General features: G+C 62.6%; 27 protein-coding genes. 19 read left to right on the forward strand and 8 right to left on the reverse strand.

The window, feature by feature from the left end:
• Positions 1-105: 105 nt before the first annotated feature.
• Entirely contained in the window at positions 106-1,425 is a 1,320-nt protein-coding gene (gene mnmE / locus ACX3P0_RS10835; RefSeq protein ID WP_459088381.1) for a tRNA uridine-5-carboxymethylaminomethyl(34) synthesis GTPase MnmE, read from the reverse strand.
• Between the two features lie 69 nt (positions 1,426-1,494).
• On the opposite strand from mnmE, the gene ACX3P0_RS10840 reads away from it, so the two are divergent.
• Entirely contained in the window at positions 1,495-3,507 is a 2,013-nt protein-coding gene (locus ACX3P0_RS10840) for a thioredoxin domain-containing protein (RefSeq protein ID WP_459088383.1), read from the forward strand.
• Positions 3,508-3,738: 231 nt separating this feature from the next.
• Here the strand turns inward: ACX3P0_RS10840 and rho are convergent, their stop codons facing one another.
• The 3 genes from rho to hemE all read right to left on the reverse strand — a co-directional run bounded on the left by rho (position 3,739) and on the right by hemE (position 6,728).
• Positions 3,739-5,004 (reverse strand): transcription termination factor Rho, encoded by a 1,266-nt coding sequence (gene rho, locus ACX3P0_RS10845; RefSeq protein WP_459079079.1) that lies wholly within the window; start codon positions 5,002-5,004, stop codon positions 3,739-3,741.
• Between the two features lie 159 nt (positions 5,005-5,163).
• The gene (gene hemJ / locus ACX3P0_RS10850) at positions 5,164-5,700 is read right to left on the reverse strand and encodes a protoporphyrinogen oxidase HemJ (RefSeq protein ID WP_459088385.1); all 537 of its coding nucleotides are present in this window, start codon (positions 5,698-5,700) and stop codon (positions 5,164-5,166) included.
• Complete coding sequence (gene hemE / locus ACX3P0_RS10855) at positions 5,697-6,728, reverse strand: uroporphyrinogen decarboxylase (RefSeq protein ID WP_459088387.1); 1,032 nt, start codon at positions 6,726-6,728, stop codon at positions 5,697-5,699. Before hemE ends, hemJ begins: the two co-directional genes overlap by 4 nt.
• A 400-nt stretch (positions 6,729-7,128) precedes the next feature.
• On the opposite strand from hemE, the gene ACX3P0_RS10860 reads away from it, so the two are divergent.
• From ACX3P0_RS10860 to dnaQ, 5 genes are all read left to right on the forward strand, one after another.
• Positions 7,129-7,947, forward strand: a complete 819-nt coding sequence (locus ACX3P0_RS10860; protein WP_459088389.1) for a pyruvate, water dikinase regulatory protein — start codon at positions 7,129-7,131, stop codon at positions 7,945-7,947.
• Between the two features lie 34 nt (positions 7,948-7,981).
• Positions 7,982-8,581 (forward strand): Maf-like protein, encoded by a 600-nt coding sequence (locus tag ACX3P0_RS10865; protein ID WP_459088391.1) that lies wholly within the window; start codon positions 7,982-7,984, stop codon positions 8,579-8,581.
• A complete protein-coding gene (locus tag ACX3P0_RS10870) occupies positions 8,574-9,419 on the forward strand; it encodes a shikimate dehydrogenase (protein WP_459088393.1) in 846 nt (281 codons plus the stop codon). The genes ACX3P0_RS10865 and ACX3P0_RS10870 overlap by 8 nt, the downstream gene beginning before the upstream one ends.
• Positions 9,416-10,021 carry a dephospho-CoA kinase gene (coaE, locus tag ACX3P0_RS10875; protein ID WP_459079085.1) on the forward strand — a complete coding sequence of 202 codons (606 nt, stop codon included), beginning with the start codon at positions 9,416-9,418 and terminating at the stop codon, positions 10,019-10,021. Before ACX3P0_RS10870 ends, coaE begins: the two co-directional genes overlap by 4 nt.
• Positions 10,022-10,086: 65 nt before the next feature.
• The gene (dnaQ, locus tag ACX3P0_RS10880; RefSeq protein WP_459079086.1) at positions 10,087-10,788 is read left to right on the forward strand and encodes a DNA polymerase III subunit epsilon; all 702 of its coding nucleotides are present in this window, start codon (positions 10,087-10,089) and stop codon (positions 10,786-10,788) included.
• Between the two features lie 57 nt (positions 10,789-10,845).
• On the opposite strand, the gene secB is transcribed toward dnaQ, so the two are convergent.
• Both secB and ACX3P0_RS10890 read right to left on the reverse strand, forming a co-directional pair.
• Entirely contained in the window at positions 10,846-11,343 is a 498-nt protein-coding gene (secB, locus tag ACX3P0_RS10885; protein WP_459088395.1) for a protein-export chaperone SecB, read from the reverse strand.
• Between the two features lie 117 nt (positions 11,344-11,460).
• On the reverse strand, positions 11,461-11,994 hold the full coding sequence (locus ACX3P0_RS10890; protein ID WP_459088397.1) for an FxsA family protein: 534 nt from the start codon (positions 11,992-11,994) through the stop codon (positions 11,461-11,463).
• A gap of 158 nt (positions 11,995-12,152) precedes the next feature.
• Here ACX3P0_RS10890 and ACX3P0_RS10895 point away from each other — a divergent pair, with 158 nt between their 5' ends.
• The 9 genes from ACX3P0_RS10895 to ACX3P0_RS10935 all read left to right on the forward strand — a co-directional run bounded on the left by ACX3P0_RS10895 (position 12,153) and on the right by ACX3P0_RS10935 (position 16,622).
• Entirely contained in the window at positions 12,153-12,860 is a 708-nt protein-coding gene (locus ACX3P0_RS10895) for a Tim44/TimA family putative adaptor protein (protein WP_459079089.1), read from the forward strand.
• Positions 12,861-12,885: 25 nt separating this feature from the next.
• On the forward strand, positions 12,886-13,992 hold the full coding sequence (gene mltA, locus ACX3P0_RS10900; protein WP_459088399.1) for a murein transglycosylase A: 1,107 nt from the start codon (positions 12,886-12,888) through the stop codon (positions 13,990-13,992).
• Positions 13,989-14,522 carry a Smr/MutS family protein gene (locus tag ACX3P0_RS10905; RefSeq protein WP_459088401.1) on the forward strand — a complete coding sequence of 178 codons (534 nt, stop codon included), beginning with the start codon at positions 13,989-13,991 and terminating at the stop codon, positions 14,520-14,522. The genes mltA and ACX3P0_RS10905 overlap by 4 nt, the downstream gene beginning before the upstream one ends.
• A complete protein-coding gene (locus ACX3P0_RS10910) occupies positions 14,519-14,887 on the forward strand; it encodes a helix-turn-helix domain-containing protein (RefSeq protein ID WP_459079092.1) in 369 nt (122 codons plus the stop codon). The genes ACX3P0_RS10905 and ACX3P0_RS10910 overlap by 4 nt, the downstream gene beginning before the upstream one ends.
• 215 nt (positions 14,888-15,102) lie before the next feature.
• The gene (locus tag ACX3P0_RS10915) at positions 15,103-15,312 is read left to right on the forward strand and encodes a cold-shock protein (protein ID WP_459079093.1); all 210 of its coding nucleotides are present in this window, start codon (positions 15,103-15,105) and stop codon (positions 15,310-15,312) included.
• 191 nt (positions 15,313-15,503) lie between these two features.
• Positions 15,504-15,725, forward strand: a complete 222-nt coding sequence (locus ACX3P0_RS10920) for a hypothetical protein (protein ID WP_459079094.1) — start codon at positions 15,504-15,506, stop codon at positions 15,723-15,725.
• Positions 15,725-16,129, forward strand: a complete 405-nt coding sequence (locus tag ACX3P0_RS10925; RefSeq protein WP_459079095.1) for a hypothetical protein — start codon at positions 15,725-15,727, stop codon at positions 16,127-16,129. Before ACX3P0_RS10920 ends, ACX3P0_RS10925 begins: the two co-directional genes overlap by 1 nt.
• Positions 16,130-16,132: 3 nt before the next feature.
• Positions 16,133-16,306, forward strand: a complete 174-nt coding sequence (locus ACX3P0_RS10930; protein WP_459079096.1) for a hypothetical protein — start codon at positions 16,133-16,135, stop codon at positions 16,304-16,306.
• A gap of 4 nt (positions 16,307-16,310) precedes the next feature.
• Positions 16,311-16,622: a YkgJ family cysteine cluster protein gene (locus tag ACX3P0_RS10935; protein WP_459088403.1), complete on the forward strand. Its 312-nt coding sequence runs from the start codon at positions 16,311-16,313 to the stop codon at positions 16,620-16,622.
• Between the two features lie 7 nt (positions 16,623-16,629).
• Here ACX3P0_RS10935 and ACX3P0_RS10940 read toward each other — a convergent pair whose 3' ends face one another.
• Both ACX3P0_RS10940 and ACX3P0_RS10945 read right to left on the reverse strand, forming a co-directional pair.
• A complete protein-coding gene (locus ACX3P0_RS10940) occupies positions 16,630-18,216 on the reverse strand; it encodes a peptide chain release factor 3 (protein WP_459079098.1) in 1,587 nt (528 codons plus the stop codon).
• Between the two features lie 79 nt (positions 18,217-18,295).
• The gene (locus ACX3P0_RS10945; RefSeq protein WP_459088405.1) at positions 18,296-19,099 is read right to left on the reverse strand and encodes a class II glutamine amidotransferase; all 804 of its coding nucleotides are present in this window, start codon (positions 19,097-19,099) and stop codon (positions 18,296-18,298) included.
• A gap of 164 nt (positions 19,100-19,263) precedes the next feature.
• On the opposite strand from ACX3P0_RS10945, the gene dut reads away from it, so the two are divergent.
• From dut to ACX3P0_RS10965, 4 genes are all read left to right on the forward strand, one after another.
• A complete protein-coding gene (gene dut / locus ACX3P0_RS10950; protein WP_459088407.1) occupies positions 19,264-19,749 on the forward strand; it encodes a dUTP diphosphatase in 486 nt (161 codons plus the stop codon).
• On the forward strand, positions 19,750-20,406 hold the full coding sequence (locus ACX3P0_RS10955) for an HAD family hydrolase (RefSeq protein WP_459088409.1): 657 nt from the start codon (positions 19,750-19,752) through the stop codon (positions 20,404-20,406). It abuts the gene before it with no gap.
• A gap of 102 nt (positions 20,407-20,508) precedes the next feature.
• Positions 20,509-21,312 (forward strand): isocitrate lyase/PEP mutase family protein, encoded by an 804-nt coding sequence (locus ACX3P0_RS10960; protein ID WP_459079101.1) that lies wholly within the window; start codon positions 20,509-20,511, stop codon positions 21,310-21,312.
• Complete coding sequence (locus ACX3P0_RS10965; protein WP_459088411.1) at positions 21,309-22,304, forward strand: proline racemase family protein; 996 nt, start codon at positions 21,309-21,311, stop codon at positions 22,302-22,304. Before ACX3P0_RS10960 ends, ACX3P0_RS10965 begins: the two co-directional genes overlap by 4 nt.
• Positions 22,305-22,339: the final 35 nt, after the last annotated feature.

Genomic DNA, 22,339 nt, shown 5'->3' on the forward strand with positions numbered 1-22,339 from the left:
CAAGACGATGGCGGGAAAAGTTTCACGTGAAACACCCACCACGGCATTTCACCCCTGGTTGTTTCACGTGAGTCACGCCAGGTCCTGCTCAATGTCTCACGTGAATCATTTGCCGATGCAAAACTGCGAAAATATGACGTCAAGCAGGTCTTCAACGTCGACCGTACCCACGATCCGGCCCAGTGTATGGCCTGCAAGCCGTAGCGATTCACAACGAAGTTCCGGCGCGAGGTCGGTCGAATGAACCGCTTCCTGCATATAGCACACCGTCTCCCTAAGCAGTTCGACATGGCGCGCGCGTGACGGCAGGACGTCACCGGCGCTTCCTACCGCTTCTGCTGCGCGCGCACCGATCTTCGCAAGAAGCTCACCGAGACCTTGCCCATCTCTTGTCGAGACAGCCAGATCAAACTGCTCTGCTGCCGGTCGTGCTACGAGATCAGATTTGGTACCGATCCTCAACGTCGCAATACCTCCGAAATCCAGGTCAACCGGTACCGGTGCGTTAATGTCCAGCAGGACCAGGACCAGATCGGCCGAATGTGCCCGCTCACGTGCCCGCTCGATGCCGATGGCCTCGACAGAACCGGCACCGGCGCGGATACCTGCCGTGTCCGTCACCCGAACACGCAGCCCGCCTATATCCAGCGCTACCTCGATCAGATCGCGCGTCGTGCCCGCTTCCTCCGTAACGATGGCCGCGTCCCGGCGCGCCAATGCGTTGAGAAGACTGGACTTGCCGGCGTTCGGTGCGCCAACGATTACTACATCATAGCCGTCACGCATGATTTCCGCCGCATGGAAGCCTTCGATATGCGTCTCCATCTCGCTCTGCAGCGCGTCGACGTCCCTCCACACCGAATCCGCAACCGAGCCCGGCACATCTTCCTCATCGGCAAAGTCGATATCGGCTTCCACCATGGCGCGGGCATGAATCAGGCGCTTTCGCCATGCGCCATAGAGTTCGCTTTGGGCGCCGGAAGCATTGAGCATGGCGAAACGCCGCTGTGCTTCCGTTTCAGCGTTGAGCAGGTCGGCCAACGCTTCAGTCTCGGTCAGGTCCAGCTTGCCATTAAGAAATGCGCGCCGCGTGAACTCGCCGGGTTCGGCATGGCGAACCCCCGGAAAGGAAACGAGGCAATCAAGCAGCGCCGCGACGACAGCACGACTTCCATGAACGTGAAATTCCGCACTATCTTCGCCAGTGAAGCTTCCCGGTCCGGGGAAAAAGAGCACAAGGCCACGGTCAAGCACCCCACCGTCACCGTTCCTCAAGGTCCGATAGCTCGCCTGGCGTGGAGGAGGAATCGGGCCGGAAATCGTTTCGGCTACGAATCGGCTTTGTGAGCCGGATATACGGACCACCGCGACACCCGCCGGCAGCCGTCCGCTGGAAAGCGCTACAATCGTATCCGTGAATATCATTGCCGGCCTCACCGAACCCTTCTACGCTTGGTAACAAAAGCCCTATCGCAGATTGAACACGCCGTGCCCATGCCCCCGCAAAACCTGCTCGCCGCCGAAACCAGCCCCTACCTTCGGCAGCATAGCCACAATCCGGTCCATTGGCGCGGGTGGTCGCCGGCCGCACTCGCAGAAGCTCAGGCGCTGGATCGCCCAATCCTGCTTTCCATCGGCTATGCCGCCTGCCATTGGTGCCATGTGATGGCCCATGAAAGCTTCGAGAACGAGGCGGTCGCGGCTGTCATGAACCGGCATTTCATCAATATCAAGGTCGATCGCGAGGAGCGGCCCGACATCGACCAGATCTATATGGCGGCTCTGAGTGCGATGGGAGAGCAGGGCGGTTGGCCGCTGACCATGTTTTTGACGCCGCAAGGCAAGCCTTTCTGGGGTGGGACCTATTTTCCGCCGGAGCCGCGCTACGGGCGGGCGGGTTTCGTGCAGATATTGGAGGCCGTAGCCAAGGCATGGGAGGAAAAGAAGGTTGATCTCGCAGAAAGCGCCGACGGGCTCATCCGGCATGTCGAGGCGCGGCTGGCCGGCACGCACCCAAAAGGCACGCTCGATCCGAGCGCCCTGGCGTCCCTTGCCGAAGGCGTTTACGGCATGATCGACATGCAGGCCGGCGGGTTTCGCGGCGCGCCGAAATTCCCCAACGCCCCGTTCATGCAGACATTGTGGCTTTCCTGGCTCAAGCACGGGAACCCCGCGCATCGCGATGGCGTGCTCGTCAGCCTCGAAAAAATGCTTGGCGGCGGCATCTACGACCACATCGGCGGTGGCCTCAGCCGCTATTCCACCGATGCAGCCTGGCTTATCCCGCATTTCGAGAAGATGCTCTACGACAATGCCCAGCTTCTCCGGCTTTGCAGCTGGGCCTACGCCCAGACCGGCAATGATTTGTTCCGTATCCGAATCGAAGAGACCGTCGATTGGCTGTTTCGAGAAATGCGCGCCGAAGGCGGGGCTTTTGCTTCCAGCCTGGACGCGGACAGCGACGGCGAGGAGGGGCTCTTCTATACCTGGACGCGGAGCGGAATCGACACCGCGCTGGGAGACGATTCCAGCGCGCTGTTCAAATATCTGACGCTTTCCGCGCCGGCCGGATGGGAAGGCGAACCTATCCTCCACCAGACCGACCCGCAACGCAGCGAGAGCACACACGCCCAGGCCGAACTGGCGCCCCTCAAGGCAAGGCTGCTGGCCGTACGCGAGGGCCGGGTAAGGCCGGCGCGAGACGACAAGGTGCTGACGGACTGGAACGGGTTGATGATAGCGGCCCTTGCCGAGACTGGTCGCGCCCTTGGCTGGACCGACTGGATCGCAGCCGCCGAGACAGCCTTCGCCTCCATCGCGGGTGCGAGCGAGGCCGGCAGACTGCCGCACTCCATGCTTAGCGGCCAGAAGCTGTTTCCCGCCCTTTCGAGCGACTACGCCGCCATGATCCGTGCTGCCGTGGCACTCTTCGAGGCAACGACCAACCGGCAGTACATTGCCCATGCTCAGCAATTCCTGAGCCAACTCGACCGCTGGCATGCCGACGCCGAACAGACAGGCTACTATCTGACCGCGTCCGATAGCGCCGATGTTCCGATGCGTATAAGAGGCGATGTGGACGAAGCCATTGCGTCGGCAACAAGCCAGATCATCGAGGCGCTATCGCTTCTATCGTCTCTGACGGGCGATGAGCAACTGGAGAGGCACGCCGGTCTGGTGGCTGAACACGCAGCCGGACGGGCCGCGAAGCAGGCTTACGGGCAGGCCGGCATCGTTAATGCATGTGCGCTGGTGATCGAACCGTTGAAGCTCGTGGTGGTGGAAAACCCCACAGAGCCCCAGCTCGTTACGGTTGCGAATCGGAATCCCGACCCCCGCCGGGTCGATGTGTTCATCCCAATCGGGACGGCTCCGAATCTACCCGTACTGCCGGGCGGCGCTTTGCCACCCACGGACCGCGCCGGTGCGTATTTGTGCTCCGGTCAGATGTGCCTGCCTGCAATAGCGGACCCGGTCGAACTGGAAGCCAAATTGCGCCGCAACTGACGACCACAGCATCGAACCGAAAAACGTCACCGGTTTTTGGCAAAATCCGATGCCCACATAATAGAGCACCAGCCCGGATAAATCCGGGTGCAGTTCATTGACAAAGGCATCTGTTCACACGCCGTCAACAGCGGCACAAGATCGAGGATGACGGCGTGGATTCGCCAACGGTTTGTCAGCAGGCTGAGCCCGGATTACTCCGGGCGTCCCCGCTCCAGTCAGGCGTCCCGATCAGGTATTCATCGAATCGAAGAAATCGGCGTTGGATTTCGTCTGCTTCAGCTTGTCGATCAGGAACTCGATGGCGTCGGTAGTGCCCATCGGGGCGAGGATACGGCGCAGCACGAAGATCTTCTGCAGATCGGATTTCTGGACCAGCAGGTCCTCCTTGCGGGTACCCGACTTGAGGATGTCCATGGCCGGATAAATGCGCTTGTCCGCGACCTTGCGGTCGAGCACGATTTCCGAGTTGCCGGTACCCTTGAACTCTTCGAAGATGACTTCGTCCATGCGGCTGCCGGTGTCGATCAATGCGGTGGCGATGATGGTCAGTGAGCCGCCTTCCTCGATGTTGCGCGCCGCGCCAAAGAAGCGCTTGGGGCGCTGCAGGGCGTTGGCGTCGACGCCGCCGGTCAGTACCTTGCCGGATGACGGCACGACGGTGTTGTAGGCGCGCCCAAGACGCGTGATCGAATCGAGCAGGATGACGACGTCGCGGCCATGCTCGACCAGGCGCTTGGCCTTTTCGATGACCATCTCTGCGACCTGAACGTGGCGCACCGCCGGTTCGTCGAAGGTCGAGGAAACGACCTCGCCCTTCACCGAGCGCTGCATGTCGGTGACTTCTTCCGGCCGCTCGTCGATCAGAAGCACGATCAGATAGCATTCCGGGTGGTTGGTGGTGATCGAATGCGCGATGTTCTGCAACAGAACCGTCTTGCCGGTACGCGGCTGCGCCACGATCAGCGCGCGCTGGCCCTTGCCGAGCGGCGCGACCAGGTCGATGACGCGCGGTGAAATATCCTTGGAGGTCGGAACCTCCAGTTCCATTTTCAGCCGCTGCGTCGGATAAAGCGGCGTCAGATTGTCGAAGTGAATCTTGTGCCGGATCTTCTCCGGGTCGTCGAAATTGATCGTATTGACCTTGAGCAGCGCGAAATAGCGTTCGCCTTCCTTCGGGCTGCGGATCGGACCCTCGACCGTATCGCCCGTTTTCAGCGAAAAGCGCCTTATCTGCGACGGCGAGATATAGATATCGTCCGGACCCGGCAGATAGTTGGCATTGGCCGAGCGCAGGAAGCCGAAACCGTCCTGCAGCACCTCGACGACGCCGTCGCCGATGATCTCGACATCCTGGGCGGCCAGCTTCTTCAGGATCGCGAACATCAGTTCCTGCTTGCGCATGACGCTGGCGTTCTCGACCTCGAGCGATTCGGCGTAAGCGATCAGCTCCGGCGGCTTCTTGTTCTTGAACTCGGTGAGTTTCATTTCCTGCATAGACGGACTCTGAATGAGCGAGGGGAAATTGATCGGCGGAATGCGATGAGTGCCGGCGCGGCCGCAAACAGACAAGGGCGGCGCATGGCGGGAAGGAAGACCCGCCTTTTATCGCCGGATCGGCGAAAGAGCAAGCGGGCTTTTGCGCGTCGAAGAACCTCAGAAAGGCTTCACGATCACCAGGATCACGATGAGGACCATCAGCAATGTAGGGACTTCGTTGACGATGCGCCAGTGCCTGGCCGATTTCGTGTTCCGATCCTGCGCGAATTTCCGCACCGCCCCGGACAGATAGCCATGCACCGCCGACATCGCCACCACCAGCGCGATCTTCGTATGCAGCCAACCGCCCTGGAAGCCGAAGCCCGTCCAGGCCAGCCAGAGGCCGAACGCCCAGGTGGCCAGCATCGCCGGATTGATGATGCCGCGCAACAGGCGCCGCTCCATGACCTTGAACGTCTCGGACTGCACGGAGCCCGTTTCGGCATCGACGTGATAGACGAAAAGCCGGGGCAGATAGAGCATGCCGGCCATCCACGCGATGACGGCGACGACATGAATGGCTTTCGCCCAAGGGTAGAACGACAGCGGCAGCAGCCAGAAAAGCAGGCCGATCAGCACGACGAAAACGACGCCTGAGACGATAACCCGCTTCATCGCGTGCGCACCGTTGGTTTCGGAAGGGTTAACCGTCATCGCGCAGCGCCCCGTACCATTTTCACCATCTGCTCGACATGAGCGACGGGCGTTTGCGGCGTAATGCCGTGCCCCAGATTGAAGATCAACGGTCCACCGCCCAGCGCCTTCAAGATGGCGCTGACGCCGTCGGTCAGCGCCGCACCTCCAGCCGTCAGGCGCAGCGGGTCGAGATTGCCTTGTACCGCGCCCTGCTTCTGAAGCTCACGCGCTGCCGACAGGGGCATCGTCCAGTCGATGCCAAGCCCCGTAACGCCCGTCTTCTGGCGATAGGTCGCATAATGCGCGCCAGCCCCCTTCGGAAAGCCAATGATCGGCACGTCCGGATAGACGGCGCGCACCTGCCGCACGATCTCGGCAACGGGCCCCACGCAAAAGGCTTCGAAGGAGGGCTCGTCCAGTATGCCGGACCACGAATCGAAGATTTGGATGGCGTCAGCACCCGCCTCTATCTGGCGAATGAGATAGGCTGCCGAGTAGTCGGCAAGAATGGAAATCAGGCGGGCAAACGCCGCCGGTTCGCGGTAAGCGAACAACCGCGTCGGCGCCTGGTCGGGCGTTCCATGCCCGGCGACCATATAGGTCGCGACGGTCCATGGTGCGCCGCAAAAGCCGATCAGCGTGGTCTTGTCCGGCAGTTTCCGGCGCAAGCGGCGCACCGTTTCGTAAACCGGTTCGAGATTCACGTGAAACTTTTCGCCATCCAGCACCGCGATTTCAGCGGCCGTGATCGGCGTCATCATCGGCCCGCGTCCTTCCTCGAAACGCAGATCACGGCCCAGTGCATGCGGCACGACCAGAATATCGGAAAACAGGATCGATGCGTCGAAGTCGAAGCGCTCGATCGGCTGCAGGGTCACCTCGACGGCGAAATCGGGATTGTAGCAGAGGTCGAGAAAGGAACCCGCGCGTTTGCGCGCTTCCCTGTATTCCGGCAGATAGCGCCCGGCCTGGCGCATCATCCAGAGCGGCGGCGGAAACACCGTCTCGCCCTTCAGCACGTCCAGAACGATCCGGTTTGCAGGCATCGAGCCTCCTATTCCCTAATCTATCTATAATTAAAGATTCTATCGAAAAGAGTCTTCTGATTCTAAGAGTCTGTTGGTTGTGGTGGTTGGCTCTTGTCCAGAAAAGGCGGCAAAAAGGCCAGACAGCATATTGTCGCGTGTTGTTTTTCGGGGGCTTGAGAACAACGGGGAAAACATGGAATTATCCTTTTTAATCAGGGTTGTAAAAGATCAGTCCGGCCAGACCGATGGGGATAAGGCAGAGCCAGTCCTGTCGATCCCCACAACTGTCCCCAGCCGCCGAAGAATCTCTCGCCGCATCGAATTGTGGACAAGTGGGCATCTGATACAGTCCGGTCTTTCCTAACCGTCCCGGGTACCGACCTTGTCCACATCAACCCACAACCCATCCAGAGACCCTGTGAACAAACCGCACAGCTTCTTTCACCTGCACCTGATTTCCGACGCCACCGGCGAAACGCTGCTGGCGGCAGGCCGTGCCGCCTCGGCGCAATACAAGGACGCGCGCGCCATCGAGCACATCTATCCGCTCATCCGCACGGAAAAGCAGGTGATGAAGGTGTTCGACGATATCGAGGAAGAACCCGGCATCATTCTCTATACGCTGGTCGACCAGAATCTGGCGCGCGTCATTGACGAACGCTGTGCGGCCATGGGTCTTCCATGCGTCTCGGTGCTGGAGCCGGTGCTGAGCGTGTTCCAGTCCTATCTCGGTGCACCGGCGGGTCGGCGCGTCGGCGCGCAGCATGTGCTCGACGCGGAATATTTCCGGCGCATCGATGCACTCAACTTCACCCTGGAACATGATGACGGCCAATTGCCGCTCAACATGGAAGATGCCGACATCGTGCTGATCGGCATTTCGCGCACCTCGAAAACGCCAACCAGCATCTATCTCGCCAACCGTGGCATCAAGACCGCCAATATTCCGATCGTGCTGGGCGTGCCGGTGCCCGAAAGCCTGATCGAGGCGAAAACGCCGCTGGTCGTCGGGCTGATCGCGACGGCGGAGCGCATCTCTCATGTCCGCCAGAGCCGCACGCTTGGCACGACCGCGGGCTATGAGCCGAACGAATATGTCGACCGGGCGACAATCACCGAGGAACTCGCTTACGCCCGCAAAATTTGCACCCGCCACGGCTGGCCGATGATCGATGTCAGCCGCCGTTCCATCGAGGAAACCGCGGCCGCGATCATGGGCTTGCGCGGCAAGCGATAGCCGCATCGAGCCGAGACGATAACCGGGAAAGAACATGACCGAAACAATCATCCTCGCTTCTTCAAGCCCGTTTCGCAGGGCGCTGCTGGTCAATGCCGGCATCGCGGTGGAAGCGATTGCCGCCAGCGTCGACGAGCGCGCGCTCGAAGCGCCGTTGCACGATAGCGGGGTTTCGCCCGAGGATGTCGCGCTGGTCCTGGCCGAAGCCAAGGCCGTCGATGTCAGCGAAAAGAAAACCGGCGGCCTGGTGCTCGGCTGCGACCAGACGCTGTCGCTGGGCGACGAAATGTTCCACAAGCCGGCCGACATGGAAGGCGCGCGCCGACATCTTCTGGCGCTGTCGGGGAAGACGCATCAGTTGAACAGCGCGGCCGTTCTGGTGCGCGACGGCGCAGTGCTGTGGCGGTATGTCGGCATTGCCAGTCTCACCATGCGCAAGCTCGACCCGGCCTTCATCGGCCGCCATCTGGCGCGCGTCGGCGAAAAGGCGCTGGGCAGCGTCGGCGCCTACCAGATCGAGGGCGAAGGCATTCAACTGTTCGAGAAGATCGAGGGCGATTATTTCACCATTGTTGGCCTGCCCTTGCTCGCCGTATTGGCTGAATTGCGCAAGCTGGGAGCCATCGATGGCTGAACGCCTGAAGAAGGCATTTGTGACGGGCCACCCCATCGCCCATTCCCGCTCACCGAAAATCCACGGGTTCTGGCTCAAGCAATACGGCATCGACGGCAGCTACGAGGCCATCGACGTGGCTCCCGAAAGTTTCACCGGATTCCTGTCCGGCCTTCAGGAGCAGGGCTTTCGCGGCGGCAACGTCACCATCCCGCACAAGCAAGCGGCTTTCGCCTCGGTTGAGCGTCGAGACGAGGCGGCGGAAGAAATCGGCGCGGTCAACACGCTGTGGTTTGAAGACGGTATCTTGTGCGGCGGCAATACCGACGCGCATGGCTTTGCCGCCAACCTCGATGAATATGCTCCCGGCTGGGCGCAGAACGGCCCTGCAGTGGTGCTGGGTGCCGGCGGGGCTGCTCGCGCCGTGATCCATGCGCTGAAAAAGCGCGGCGTGAAAGACATCCGCATCGTCAATCGCACGCTTTCGCGGGCGCAGGAACTGGCGCATCGCTTTGGCGTCGGCGTTTCTGCGCATGAGATGGCAGCGACCGACGAGCTGCTGGCGGATGCCGGTCTGCTCATCAACACGACGGCGCTGGGCATGCATGGCAATGAGGGGCTTGCGGCCGATCCGGCGCGGCTGCCCGGCCACGCCATCGTTACCGACATCGTCTATGTGCCGCTGGAAACGCCCATGCTCGCCGCTGCGCGGCAGCGCGGATTGAAAACGGTCGATGGGCTGGGCATGCTGCTGCATCAGGCCGTGCCCGGTTTCGAGCACTGGTTCGGCGTCCGCCCTGAGGTGACTTCGGAACTGCGCGGGCTGATCGTCGCCGATCTTGGAGGCGAGAAGATATGATCGTGCTGGGCCTCACCGGCTCGATCGGCATGGGCAAGTCGACCGCCGCGAAAATGTTCGCTGAAGCCGGCGTGCCGGTGCACGATTCCGACGAGGCGGTGCATCGTCTCTACGCCGGCCGCGCCGCGCCGCTGGTCGAGGCGGCTTTTCCGGGAACAGTTGTCGACGGTGTGGTTGACCGCTCAAGGCTGGCCGGGCGCGTCCTCGGCGACAAGGCGGCGCTGAAAAGGCTGGAAGCCATCGTCCACCCGCTGGTGCGCGCCGATGCCGATGCCTTTGTCGCGCGCCACCGCGCCGCCAATGTCCCGCTGGTCGTTCTCGACATTCCGCTGCTGTTCGAGACGGGCGGGCGCGACCGTGTCGACAAGGTCGTGGTCGTCAGCGCTGCGGCAGACACCCAGCGCGAGCGCGTGCTGGCACGGCCGGGCATGAGCGAGGAAAAGCTGGCGTCGATCCTGGCGCGGCAGGTGCCCGATGCCGAAAAGCGCCGGCAGGCGGATTTCATCATCGATACGGGCGGAAGTTTCGATACCACCCGCGCGGCGGTGCAAAGGATTGTCGTCGAACTCGCGGGGGATAAGGCCGCGCCGCCCGCCTCGTGATCTTGCCCCGCATGGCGCGAATCGCCATTTTGGGGCAAAACCCTCGCTTGGCGGAGTTTGCTGATTTGCGTGAAATCATTTTCGACACGGAAACCACCGGCCTCGATTCGCGGGAAGACCGCGTCATCGAACTGGGCGGGATCGAACTGGTCAACCGGTTCCCGACCGGCCGCGTCTTCCATAAATTCATCAATCCGCAGGGCCGCGCCATTCACCCGGACGCGCAGGCCGTGCATGGCATCAGCGCCGCCGACCTGGCCAACGAGCCTGGCTTTCACAAAATCGCGGAAGAGTTTCTCAGCTTCATCGACGGGGCCAAGCTGGTCGCGCACAATGCCGGCTTCGATATCGGCTTTCTCAATGTCGAGTTCGGGCGGCTTGGCCACCCGGTGATCGATCCGCTTCGGGTCATCGATACGCTGGCGCTGGCGCGCCGGAAGCATCCGATGGGACCGAATTCGCTCGACGCGCTGTGCCGCCGCTACGGCATCGACAACACGCATCGCACCAAGCATGGCGCGCTGCTCGATTCGGAACTGCTGGCCGAGGTCTATATCGAGCTGATCGGCGGCAAGCAGGCAGCCCTTGGCCTCGACAGCATGGCCCCGGCCGCCGACCGCCGGGAGATAGGCCAAATTACCGTCGCCATTCGCGCGCGGCCAGTGCCGTTGCCACCACGGCTGACGGAGGAAGACCGTGCGGCCCATGCCGGCATGGTCGAGACGCTGGGCGAAAAGGCGCTCTGGCTCAAAGTCGCCAGTCGTTAAAAGAAAACCCGGCGCCAGGCCGGGTTTTTCGCATGAAGGGCAGGGGTCTGGTTGGTCTTAGCTGACCTGGACCTTGGAAGCGGCCTGATCCTCGGCCATCTTCTGCTGGAACATCTGCGCGAAGTCGATCGGGTCGAGCATCAGCGGCGGGAAGCCGCCATTGCGCGTTGCTTCAGCGACGATCTGCCGGGCAAACGGGAACAACAGGCGCGGGCATTCGATGAACAGGATCGGCAGCATGTGTTCCTGCGGAAAGCCGCTGACTGAGAAGACGCCGCCATAGACCAGTTCCACGTTGAACAGCACTTCCTTGTCGAAGGAGGCCTTGGCGTTCAGCGTCAGATTGACGTCGAACTGGTTGTCCGACAGCGGGTTGGCGTTGACGTTGACGTTGATGGCGATGCCGGGAGCCTTGTCGCGGCCGCGCAGCGAATTCGGCGCGCCGGGGCTTTCGAACGACAGATCCTTCACATACTGGGCAAGCACGTTGAGCGAAGGCTGCGCGCCGGTTCCGTTGGTTGCAGCGCCGGCCGGCGCGTCGTTGTTCTCGGCCATATGCCCTATCCTCTTGCCTGGGCCGTCTGGGCCCGAATTAAAATCGGGCGTTGGCTACCATGGGCGGCATGACAAGACAAGGTTTTCCACTGTTCCGGGCTTGCCGCGACCGGGGGCTCACTCGTCCTTGAGCCGGCGCCATGGCGAGTTGGGGTCGGGCTTTGCGCCATCGCGGGAAAAGTCGTCATTGTCGAGATCGATGGTCTTGTTTTCGTCACGGCGGCGAAAACCGCCCCCGAATCCGGGCATGCCGAAATTGCCGGCAACGACGACACGGCTTTTCAGCGCGCGCCAGGCAAAATCGCGCACCGGCGGCAAAAGCAGCAGCAGCGCAAACAGATCGGTGATGAAGCCGGGAACGATCAGCAGCACGGACGCCAGCACCATGATGGCGCCGTGAACAAGCTGGCGGCTGGGGTCGCGCTTGGCCTCCACTTCGGCGCGCACGCGGCGCATGACGCCAAAACCCTGTTGGCGCAGCAGCATCGATCCCGCCACGGTGGAGGCGAGAACCAGCCCGACCGTCGCCAGCGCGCCGATTTGACGGCCGACGACGACAAATCCGGCTATTTCCAGGAAAGGAAGCGCTAAAAATAGCAAAGGAAGGGTCGAGATACGCAATTCTTGCCCGATCGGTTCGTGTTGGGCCATGCGCACGCAATCGCCGCTGGCACTCCCGACCCTAGATAGGTATGCCTGCCTTTGATTTGAATGATGGCAAGGCACGTTCTATATGCTTTGATGATCGAACGCCATGCGCTGGCATGGATGGCCGTTACCGGCCGCAACAGGGATTGATGGCGCAAGACATGGGATTCTTCGACTTCGGCACGATTTTCTTTCTGGTCGCGGCAGTGGTGATCTTCTTCCAGCTGCGCAACGTGCTCGGCCGGCGCACCGGTAGCGAGCGGCCGCCCTTCGATCCCTATACCGCGAGCCGGACGACGGCCAAGGATGCAACCAGCGCGGCGGAGAACGTCATTTCGCTGCCGCGCAAGCGCGCGCCCGGCGAGCCGCCCGTGGATGCCTATGCGTCCATCGACGCATTCGCCAAGCCCGATACCGATCTCAACAAGGGCTTGCGCACCATCAAGGACAACGACCCGACGTTTGAACCCAAGACCTTCGTCGACGGCGCCAAGATGGCCTACGAGATGATCGTCATGGCCTATGCCGATGGCGACCGGAAGACGCTGAAGAACCTTTTGTCGCGCGAAGTCTATGACGGCTTCGTCGCCGCGATCGGCGAACGCGAAGCGAAGTCGGAAAAAATCCAGTCGTCCTTCGTCGGCATCGACAAGGCCGACATCGTCTCGGCCGAGATGAAGGGCGGCGAGGCGCACATCACGCTGCGCATCGTCAGCGAGCTTATTTCCGCCACCCTCGACCAGGCGGGCACGGTTGTCGACGGCGATCCGGAAACCGTCGCCGAGGTCAAGGATGTCTGGACATTCGCCCGCGATAGCCGCTCGCGCGATCCGAACTGGAAGCTGGTCGCGACCGAAGAAGAAGATTGATTTTTCGGGCGGCAGCGAGGCCTCCATGTCGCTCTCTGCGCTTTTCCGTCCCACGCCGTTCGAGGCATTGCCCGGCTGGGTGCGGGACGATCATTTGCCCGCCTTCGAGGCATTCCGCCGCTCTGCCATCCATGTCCTGACCAAGCCCTACCGCTCGGGCTCGCTTGGCGTGGATTTTGGCGCTTTCGCTGACAGCTATGAAGCGGCACGAAACGTTTCGCTGGCGAATCGAGATGAGGCCAGGGCCTTTTTCGAACGGTTTTTCGCACCGGCCCTGATCGTGCCGGAAGCGGGCGAGGCGGGTCTCGTCACCGGCTTTTACGAGCCAGAAGTCGCCGCATCCCCGGTCCGCACCGACGCTTTCTCCGTCCCGTTGCTGGCACGACCCGTCGATCTGGTCGATGTCGACGATGCCAACCGCCCCGACGGAATGGACCCCTATCTCGCTTTTGCCCGCGAAACGCCCGCTGGGTCGGTAGAATATTTCGGACGCGAATCGATCGAACGCGGCGCGCTGGCCGGCAAGGGGCTGGAAATCGCCTGGCTGGCCGACAAGGTCGACGCCTTCTTCATCCATGTGCAAGGCGCCGCCCGGCTTGTCATGCCTGATGGCCGCATAACCTGCGTCACCTATGCCGCAAAATCCGGCCAGCGTTTCTCGGGTCCGGGCAAAATCCTCGCGGAAATGGGCGAAATTCCGCTCGTAAAAGTGACGATGCAGTCGATTCGCGCCTGGTTCAAGGCCAATCCCGGCCGAATCGACGAGATTCTCTGGCAAAATCATTCCTATATTTTCTTCCGCGAGGCGGCGGTGGACGATCCAGCGCTTGGTCCCATTGCTGCAGCAAAGGTGCGGCTGACGCCGGGCCGTTCGGTTGCCGTCGACCGCCTGCTGCACACCTTCGGCACGCCGTTCTACATTGACGCGCCGACGCTGACGGCGTTCGGCGGCGAAAAGTTCCGCCGCCTGATGATCGCGCAGGACACCGGCTCGGCCATTACCGGCCCGACGCGCGGCGACCTGTTTGCCGGGTCAGGCGATGCGGCGGGCGAGATCGCCGGTGTCGTGCGCAATCCGGCGGATTTCTACGCGCTGATTCCCCGCAGCCTCGTTTCGGGACCGAATCGATGAAGCGGCTTCCCGAAAGCGGGCTGAAAGAGGAAGACCGGGTCTTGTGGAGCCTGGTGGCGCGAACGGCCAAGCCCCTGAAGGGGACGATTGCGGTCGCCGTTCCCGTCCCGAGCCTCGAAGGGAAGGTGACATCGGTGGAGCCGGCCAAGATCATTCCTCCCCCTGCCGCCGCGCCCAAGGCCAAGACCATGCGGGTTTCGCATGTCCTCGACGAACCGACGCTGGACAAGCTGTCCAAGGGAAGGCTGCCGATCGAGGGCCGGGTCGATCTGCACGGCCTGACGCAGGACGAAGCCTATATGCTGTTGTTTTCCTTTCTGCAGCGCGCGCATGCCGGCGGTATCCGCTATGTACTCGTCATCACCGGCAAGGGTTCTTCTTCCGGCGGCGACGGGGTGCTGCGTCGTTCGGTGCCGGCATGGCTTTCCACGCCGGCTTTCCGCATGCTGGTTTCCAGCCACGACCACGCGGCGCGCCAGCACGGCGGCGCGGGCGCGCTTTACGTGCGGCTGCGGCGGACCAGACCATGACCCCGCTCGGCGAGAAGATGCGCGCCTTGCGGCACGAGCGCGGCGTCAGCCAGAAGGCGATGGCGGCCGCCATCGGCGTCAGCCCGGCCTATCTTTCGGCGCTGGAGCATGGTCGCCGCAGCGCGCCGAGCTGGACGCTGATCCAGAAGATCATCGGCTATTTCAACGTCATCTGGGATGACGCGGAAGAACTGGCGCGGCTGGCCGAGCTGTCGCAACCGCGCGTAATCCTCGACACGTCGGGGTTGACGCCGGCGGCCACCGAGCTTGCCAATCTGCTGGCCGAAGGGATCGGGCGGCTGGATGAAGCCGATTTGCGCGCGCTTGCCGTATCGGTTCGCGAAGCGCTTGCGCGGCAAAAATAACCGGCGCAGCGGCCGTCCTGTTTGCTGCCCTTCGAACCGGAATTTGACTTTAGGCCGGAACAGGCCTACCTATGCCTTGTCGATATTTGCTTGAACGACTTTTGTTATGCGCGCGTACAGCGCGCTCCTGACGAACTTCCCATCAAAAATCGGGACGAAAAACCGCAACGCATCCGCGCGGCGGTGAACGAGTATTGCCATGGAAAGGGTTCGTTATGGCCACAGGCACAGTTAAATGGTTCAACGCCACCAAGGGTTTCGGTTTCATCCAGCCTGACGACGGTTCGGCCGACGTCTTCGTCCACATCTCCGCTGTCGAGCGCGCCGGAATGCGCGATCTCGCCGAAGGCCAGAAGCTTGGCTACGAGATGGTCCGCGACAACAAGTCCGGCAAGATGTCCGCCGACCAGTTGAAGGCGGGCTGACACGAATTCAACGCGCCGGCGACCACGGATGTACTGGCGCCGGCGGCGTGGAATTTACGGGAGGTCAGGCGAAGGCCTGGCCTCTTTCAGTTTTCGCCCCGCGTGAGGGGCGCCCCGAAGCGACCGGGTCGATTTCTGGTACTGCAATGGTTTTTGCTCTATCAGGGGCACTCTAGGTCAGGAGCAAGAATGTGAGCGAACCGTCCAAGCGATCCCGCGACCAGGCCGAATCCATGTTCAGCAAGACGCAAACCCAGGCCATGTCGCTTAATCGGATCGTTTCGGAGCAGGAAGCGGCCAGCCATGCGCGGGAAGTGAAGACCGCTCGGTTGCGGGAGTTGCGGCTGGAAAAGGAAGCGGAAGAACTGGCGGCGGCCACCAAGGCTGCGCCGAAACGGACGGGACGACGCTAATGGCTAAACGTGCGGTACAGGACGGCATCGCCGCCGATTCGACCATTGCAGATGTCGTCGAACGGCTGACCAAGCCGGTCGAATATGTTCGACGCGTCCTTGAAAAGCTGGAGCATTGCCGGCGCGTTCATGGCGACGCACAGGTGCGGCTGGGCGTGCTCAGCCGCTCGGAATGCCCGAACTACCTGATCGAATATGCGCTCGAGGACAAGAAGACCCACCAGGTGACCGTGCATGCGGAGGCCGCCTATAGCGGCAGCACGCATCGCGAGCTTGCCCCACGTCATATCGAGGACGCGAAAAACTGGTCGCCCGAGGAAATGAACATCACCGCCGTCGCGGCGCTGATCGGCCGGCTGCGCAACCCACGCGCGGTGTCGTCCCGCTTTTCGGATGAGGATTGATCCATGGCGATAAAGTTTTCGACCAAGGATCAGTCAAAGACGCCGCCGGCAAAGGCCGGCAAGCCCGCTCCGGCCATCGATGAAAAGACATCGACAGCGGATGCAGCGGGCAGCGACGCCGATCTGTTCGAGGCGGAAACCGTAAAGCCGGCCGCCAGGGGCCGAAAGAAAAAGTAACGCCTTGGCGACTGCTTTGCCGCTTATCCCGGAATTCGACTGCCAAAGCTGCGGCGCGTGCTGCTCTTACTCATCCGAGTGGCCCCGTTTCTCTATGGAAGATGACGCGCAGCTTGAGCGGATTCCAGCCAAGCTCGTGGCTGTCAACGAAACCGGCATGCGATGCGCAGGTACACGCTGTTCCGCGCTGGCCGGCAAGGTCGGCCAGGCCACTTCCTGCACGATTTACGAAATCCGTCCCGACGTCTGCCGCGCCTGCATGCCGGGTGACGGCGACTGCCTGATCGCCCGAAAGGCTTTTGGTCTGCCGGTGTGATCGGGCTCTAAGCGTCGCGCACCTGATAGTCTTTTACGTCCGCAAAGCGGATGGCCTTCCAGCGCTCGGCTTCGTAGTTGAGCGAAAAGGCGTGCTGCGCCAGAAACACCGGGTCCTCGTCGAGATCGCGGGCGATATCGCCGCGATGCGCCTCGATGAAGCGGTCGACTTCAGCCTTGTCGTCGGCCGAAATCCAGCGGCAGACGGAAAAGCGCGCAATCTCGAAATCCACCGGCAGCATGTATTCGACGCTGAGCCGCTCCTTCAGCACGTCGAGCTGCAGCGCGCCGACGACGCCGACGATGGCCGGCGAGCCGTCCTCCGGCGAAAATAACTGCACCACGCCTTCCTCGGCCATCTGGTGCAACGCTTCCTTCAGTTTCTTGGCCTTCATGGCGTCGCCAAGGCGCACGCGGCGCAGGATTTCCGGCGCGAAGTTGGGCACGCCTCGGAACAGCAGTTCCTCGCCCTCGGTCAGCGTATCGCCGATGCGCAACGTGCCGTGGTTGGGAATGCCGACCACGTCGCCGGCATAGGCTTCGTCGGCAGTGACGCGGGTGCGGGCGAAAAAGAACTGCGGCGCCGACAGGCTCATCGGCTTGCCGGTGCGCACCAGCTTGGCCTTCATGCCGCGCTCCAGCCGGCCCGAGCAGACGCGCACGAAGGCGATGCGGTCGCGGTGGTTCGGGTCCATATTGGCCTGGATCTTGAACACGAAGGAGGTCATCTTCTCCTCCGTCGCCTCGACCGTGCGGATGTCGGCTTCCTGCGCGCGCGGCGGCGGCCCGTAGGCGCCCAGCGCCTCGATCAGGTCGCGCACGCCGAAATTGCGCAGCGCCGAGCCGAAATAGACCGGCGTCAGGTGCCCCTCGCGGAACGCTTCGAGGTCGAAGGGGCGGCATGCAACGCGCGCCAGCTCCAGTTCCTCGATGAAGGCCTCGCGCTGGTTTTCCGGCAAAAGGCCGGCGACGCGGTTGGAATCCGGGCCGCTGACCGGCGTGCGCTCTTTTTCGGCATCGCCCCGGCGCACGGCATTATCGGCCAGATGGTAGGTGCCGGAAAAAGTCTTGCCCTGCCCGATCGGCCATGTGATCGGCGCGGTATCCAGCGCCAGCTTCTGTTCGATCTCGTCGAGGATTTCGAATGTGTCGCGAGCCTCGCGGTCCATCTTGTTGACGAAGGTGATGATTGGAATATTGCGCAGCCGGCACACCTCGAACAGCTTTAGCGTGCGTGGCTCGATGCCTCGCGCGGCGTCGATGACCATCACCGCGCTGTCGACCGCCGATAGGGTGCGGTAGGTATCGTCGGCAAAATCCTCGTGGCCCGGCGTATCGAGCAGGTTGAAGACGTTGTCGCCATATTCGAAGGTCATCACCGAGGTGACGACCGAGATGCCGCGCTCGCGTTCGATCTTCATCCAGTCGGAACGCGTCTGGATGCGGTCCTTCTTGGCCTTGACCTCACCGGCAAGCTGGATCGCGCCGCCGAACAGCAAAAGCTTTTCGGTCAGCGTCGTCTTGCCGGCGTCGGGGTGGGCGATGATCGCGAAGGTCCGGCGGCGCGGCACGGCGTCTTTAATCGTCTCGGTCATTTCGGGAATCCGTTGATGCGCCGGCTTTTACCAGCCTGCCGCCGCCATGTCGAACGGAAACGAAAGCGCCCGAACTGGCTCAGCCGGCAAGCGACAATTGGGCGGCTTCGGCCGGCGCGAAGGGCCGCACCGTGATGCCGGAGCGGGTCATGGTGACGAAGCTCGACGGCGGGATCGCCTGCCACTGTTCGCCCTCGCGGTCCAGGGGTTCGGAGACCAGCGCCCGCCCGATGCCGTCGCGGAACGGGCCGGTATAAAGCGTCGGCGCCTCGCCGTAGCTGGCATAGCGCACGGCATGCAGCGCTTCGCCGTCGGAAAAGGCGGCGGTCAGCTTCAGCGCCGGTTCGATGCCGGCGTTGCGTGCAGCCTGGAAGACGCGCGCCGTGGCGCGCGCCGCCGCGTTCTGCGCATCGACGGCCAGCCCCTCGTCGATCATCAGGAGAAAAAAGAGTTCGGAATCGGTGCCGCCTTCGAGCTGGTCGTAGAGCGCTTCCGGCAGGCTCGCCTCCAGCGCCCGCCTTATCCTGTCGAAGCCGAGGATCTGGCCGTTGTGCATGAACGACCAGCGCCCGCTGACGAAAGGATGGCAATTGGCGCGGTTGGTGGCGCCGCCGGTAGAGGCGCGGACATGGGCGAGGAACAGGCCCGATTTGATCTGCCCGCACAGGCTTTTCAGATTGGCGTCGGCCCAGGCCGGCAGGATGTCGCGGTAGAGACCCGGCTGCGGCCGCTCCCCGTACCAGGCGAGGCCGAAGCCGTCGGCATTGGTCGATGTCTTGGCCTGCTCGGCGCAATGGCTCTGCGCCACCAGCGAATGGCATGGCGCCGACACGATATCTTCCAGAAACACCGGTTCGCCGAGATAGGCCGCCCATCGGCACATTGTCGTGATCTTTCTGGCAGGCTGCGATGCCGCCACAATCGCTCATCATGGGTAACAAACAGTAAATGCCACGGCCCGGCCCCCCCCCTCGAAACGGGTAAGAAATCCGTTGATAGAGGTGTCCGGCAATTGACGGTGCCGATCCACCGCACGATAGGTTCGCCATGTCCGCATCATCTCCGAGATCATTCGTCGTCGGCCCCGCCGTCGGTTTCGTTCGCCTGCCGCATGGCGCGGGCCTGCCATTGCCCGACTATGAAAGTGCTGGTGCTGCCGGCATGGATTTGCGCGCCGCCGTCGACGACGACAGGCCGCTTCTGATCCTGCCGGGAAAACGCGCATTGGTGCCGACCGGTTTTACCATGGAGATCCCGCTGGGCATGGAAGGCCAGATCCGGCCGCGTTCGGGCCTTGCCTTCAAGCACGGCATCACCTGCCTGAACACGCCCGGCACCATCGACAGCGATTACCGCGGCGAGGTCAAGGTGCTGCTGATCAATCTCGGCGACGAGGATTTCGTGGTGACGCGCGGCATGCGCATCGCGCAGATCGTCTTCGCGCAGGTCACGCAAGCGACCGTCGAGGAACGCGATGCTGCCGGCCAGACGGTGCGCGGTGCGGGCGGTTTCGGCTCAACGGGAACCGCCTGAATGGCCGCGCCGAAACTGGTCATCTTCGATTGCGACGGCGTGCTGGTCGACACCGAAACGCTTGCCAACCGGCGGCTCGCGCAATGGATCACCGAGGCCGGCTATCCCGTCACCTATGAGCAATCGCGAAAAGAGTTTTGCGGCCGCAGCCTGTCTTCGGTCCATGCCGAGTTGAAGGCTGCCGGCACCGATCTCGGCGATGATTTCGTCGAGCGCTGGTATCGTGGGCTGCCCGAACTGTTCGGCGCGGGCGTTGAGGCGATCCCCCATGTGGAAACCTTCATTGCAGCGGTGCAGTCCGCCGGCATCGCCCATTGCGTCGCCTCCTCGGCCCGTGTCGACAAGATGCTGCTGACGCTCGGCCAGACCGGGTTGCTGCCGCATTTTTCCGACGTGCTGTTCAGCGCCACCATGGTCGCGCACGGCAAGCCAGCACCTGATCTGTTCCTTCATGCCGCGAAGACGATGGGGTTCGCACCGGCCGACTGCATCGTCATCGAGGACAGCGTGGCCGGAACGCAAGCCGGCATCGCGGCGGGCATGCGTGTTTTCTCCTACCATGGCGACCCGCATTCCGACCGTGAAGGACTGGCCGGCGCCGGCGGCATCCTGTTCGACGACATGCGCGAACTGGCGGCGCTCGTGCCCCTCGCATAAGCTGCCGGCAGCGCTTTCTGAGCCAATCACATCTGTTTGCCCACCACGCAGCGAGGGGGTAGGCTCAGTTCCTGTTTCCGCTCGGACAAGGGTGATGCTTCCATGGACAAGGGCACGATTTTTCGCGATCTTCATGCTTCGACCTTCATTATTCCCAACCCGTGGGACATCGGCACGGCAAAGCTTCTGGCTTCCTTCGGCTTCAAGGCGCTCGCCACCACCAGCGCGGGTTTTGCCTTTTCGCGCGGCCTGCCCGACGGCGGCATAAGCTTCGAGGCGATGATCGCGCATTGCAAGGAACTGGTCAGCGCCACTCATCTGCCGGTTTCCGCCGATCTCGAACGCGGCAAGGGCGACAGCGCCGAACGCGCCGCCGAAACCATCTTCGCCGCCGAGGCCGCCGGGCTAGCCGGCTGCTCGCTGGAGGATTTCTCCGGCGACGACGGCAAGCCGATCTACGATTTTTCGCATGCGGTCGAGCGTGTCGCCGCCGCCGTCGAGGCCGCGCGGGCGCTGAAACGCGATTTCGTCTTTACCGCGCGGGCGGAGAATTTCCTTCATGGCCGCCCCGATCTCGACGATACGATCAAGCGCCTGCAGGCTTTCGAAAAAGCCGGCGCCGACGTTTTGTATGCGCCGGGCATCACCGACGTTGAGACCGTGCGCGCCATCTGTTCGGCGGTCTCGAAACCGGTCAATGTGCTGGCGGTGCCGGGTTTCACGATGGCCGAACTGGAGCAAGCCGGGGCAAAGCGAATTTCGCTCGGTTCGAAGCTGACCAATTTCACCTTCGGCATGCTGGAGCGCGCTTCCAAGGAAATGCTGGAGAAAGGCACCTTCGCCTTCAGCAACGACGCCATGGCGTTCGCGCGGCTGCAGAAGATGTTTTCGACGGACGGCGCATGACGTCTGTCCTGACCGTGACCGACATGCACACCGGCGGCGAGCCGGTGCGCATCGTCACCAGCGGATATCCGGCGATCCCCGCCGGCACCATCCTCGAAAAGCGCGCCTATGTGCGTGACAGTCTCGACCATCTGCGCAAAATGCTGATGTTCGAGCCCCGCGGCCATTACGATATGTATGGCGTGCTGCCGGTCGAGCCCGATCTGCCGGGTTCCGACCTTGCCGTGCTGTTCATGCACAATGAAGGCTATTCCACCATGTGCGGCCATGCCGTCATCGCGCTCGGGCGCTACGCGGTCGATCAGGGCATCGTCCCGAAAAAAGAGCCGGTGACGGTCGTCAACATCGAGGCGCCGTGCGGGCTGGTCGTCGCCTCGGTCGAGATCGTCGACGGCAAGGCCGGCGCGGTGTCGTTCGAAAGCGTGCCGGCCTTTCTGTTTACCCGCGACCGGGAAATCGGCCTGCCCGGCATCGGCACGGTCCGCTTCGACATCGCCTATGGCGGCGCTTTCTACGCGCTGGCCGATTGCGGGCAGTTCGGGCTGGAATTCGGCAAAAGCCGCGCCCGCGATTTCGTCGATGCCGCGACCGCGCTGACGCAGGCGCTGCAGGCCGGCTTTCCGCTCGCGCATCCCGACCTCGGCTTTCTCTACGGCACCATCCTGACCGACGGAAACGACGCGTTCTCCGACGAGCCGACCAAGAATGTCTGCGTCTTCGCAGATGCCGAGGTCGACCGCTCGCCGACCGGCTCGGGCGTCACCGCGCGCCTTGCCGCCATGCACGCCAAAGGCCAGATCGGCATCGGCCAGACGCGGGAGTTCGAGAGCATCGTCGGTTCGCGCTTTTCCGGCTCTGTCGCGAGGACGACCGTGGCCGGTCCGCACGAAGCCATCGTTGCGTGCGTCGGCGGCCGCGCCTTCTACAGCGGCAAGGCGGAGTTCGCGCTGGAACCGGACGATGAGCTGGGGCGCGGCTTTCTGCTGCGCTGAGGGTCTTGCAGAAAACAATCGGCTGGACAGGCGTG

Source organism: Mesorhizobium sp. A556, from assembly GCF_054489545.1.

Coding starts and splice junctions, on each gene's coding strand:
- ACX3P0_RS10890 (WP_459088397.1), bottom strand. CDS start 11,994: ATGGCCCAACACGAACCGATCGGGCAAGAATTGCGTATCTCGACCCTT.
- ACX3P0_RS10915 (WP_459079093.1), top strand. CDS start 15,103: ATGGCCACAGGCACAGTTAAATGGTTCAACGCCACCAAGGGTTTCGGT.
- ACX3P0_RS10960 (WP_459079101.1), top strand. CDS start 20,509: ATGGACAAGGGCACGATTTTTCGCGATCTTCATGCTTCGACCTTCATT.
- ACX3P0_RS10955 (WP_459088409.1), top strand. CDS start 19,750: ATGGCCGCGCCGAAACTGGTCATCTTCGATTGCGACGGCGTGCTGGTC.
- ACX3P0_RS10925 (WP_459079095.1), top strand. CDS start 15,725: ATGGCTAAACGTGCGGTACAGGACGGCATCGCCGCCGATTCGACCATT.
- mnmE (WP_459088381.1), bottom strand. CDS start 1,425: ATGATATTCACGGATACGATTGTAGCGCTTTCCAGCGGACGGCTGCCG.
- ACX3P0_RS10910 (WP_459079092.1), top strand. CDS start 14,519: ATGACCCCGCTCGGCGAGAAGATGCGCGCCTTGCGGCACGAGCGCGGC.
- ACX3P0_RS10905 (WP_459088401.1), top strand. CDS start 13,989: ATGAAGCGGCTTCCCGAAAGCGGGCTGAAAGAGGAAGACCGGGTCTTG.
- ACX3P0_RS10965 (WP_459088411.1), top strand. CDS start 21,309: ATGACGTCTGTCCTGACCGTGACCGACATGCACACCGGCGGCGAGCCG.
- mltA (WP_459088399.1), top strand. CDS start 12,886: ATGTCGCTCTCTGCGCTTTTCCGTCCCACGCCGTTCGAGGCATTGCCC.
- hemE (WP_459088387.1), bottom strand. CDS start 6,728: ATGCCTGCAAACCGGATCGTTCTGGACGTGCTGAAGGGCGAGACGGTG.
- ACX3P0_RS10930 (WP_459079096.1), top strand. CDS start 16,133: ATGGCGATAAAGTTTTCGACCAAGGATCAGTCAAAGACGCCGCCGGCA.
- secB (WP_459088395.1), bottom strand. CDS start 11,343: ATGGCCGAGAACAACGACGCGCCGGCCGGCGCTGCAACCAACGGAACC.
- ACX3P0_RS10940 (WP_459079098.1), bottom strand. CDS start 18,216: ATGACCGAGACGATTAAAGACGCCGTGCCGCGCCGCCGGACCTTCGCG.
- ACX3P0_RS10865 (WP_459088391.1), top strand. CDS start 7,982: ATGACCGAAACAATCATCCTCGCTTCTTCAAGCCCGTTTCGCAGGGCG.
- ACX3P0_RS10945 (WP_459088405.1), bottom strand. CDS start 19,099: ATGTGCCGATGGGCGGCCTATCTCGGCGAACCGGTGTTTCTGGAAGAT.
- ACX3P0_RS10895 (WP_459079089.1), top strand. CDS start 12,153: ATGGGATTCTTCGACTTCGGCACGATTTTCTTTCTGGTCGCGGCAGTG.
- dut (WP_459088407.1), top strand. CDS start 19,264: ATGTCCGCATCATCTCCGAGATCATTCGTCGTCGGCCCCGCCGTCGGT.
- coaE (WP_459079085.1), top strand. CDS start 9,416: ATGATCGTGCTGGGCCTCACCGGCTCGATCGGCATGGGCAAGTCGACC.
- ACX3P0_RS10840 (WP_459088383.1), top strand. CDS start 1,495: ATGCCCCCGCAAAACCTGCTCGCCGCCGAAACCAGCCCCTACCTTCGG.
- rho (WP_459079079.1), bottom strand. CDS start 5,004: ATGCAGGAAATGAAACTCACCGAGTTCAAGAACAAGAAGCCGCCGGAG.
- ACX3P0_RS10870 (WP_459088393.1), top strand. CDS start 8,574: ATGGCTGAACGCCTGAAGAAGGCATTTGTGACGGGCCACCCCATCGCC.
- hemJ (WP_459088385.1), bottom strand. CDS start 5,700: ATGACGGTTAACCCTTCCGAAACCAACGGTGCGCACGCGATGAAGCGG.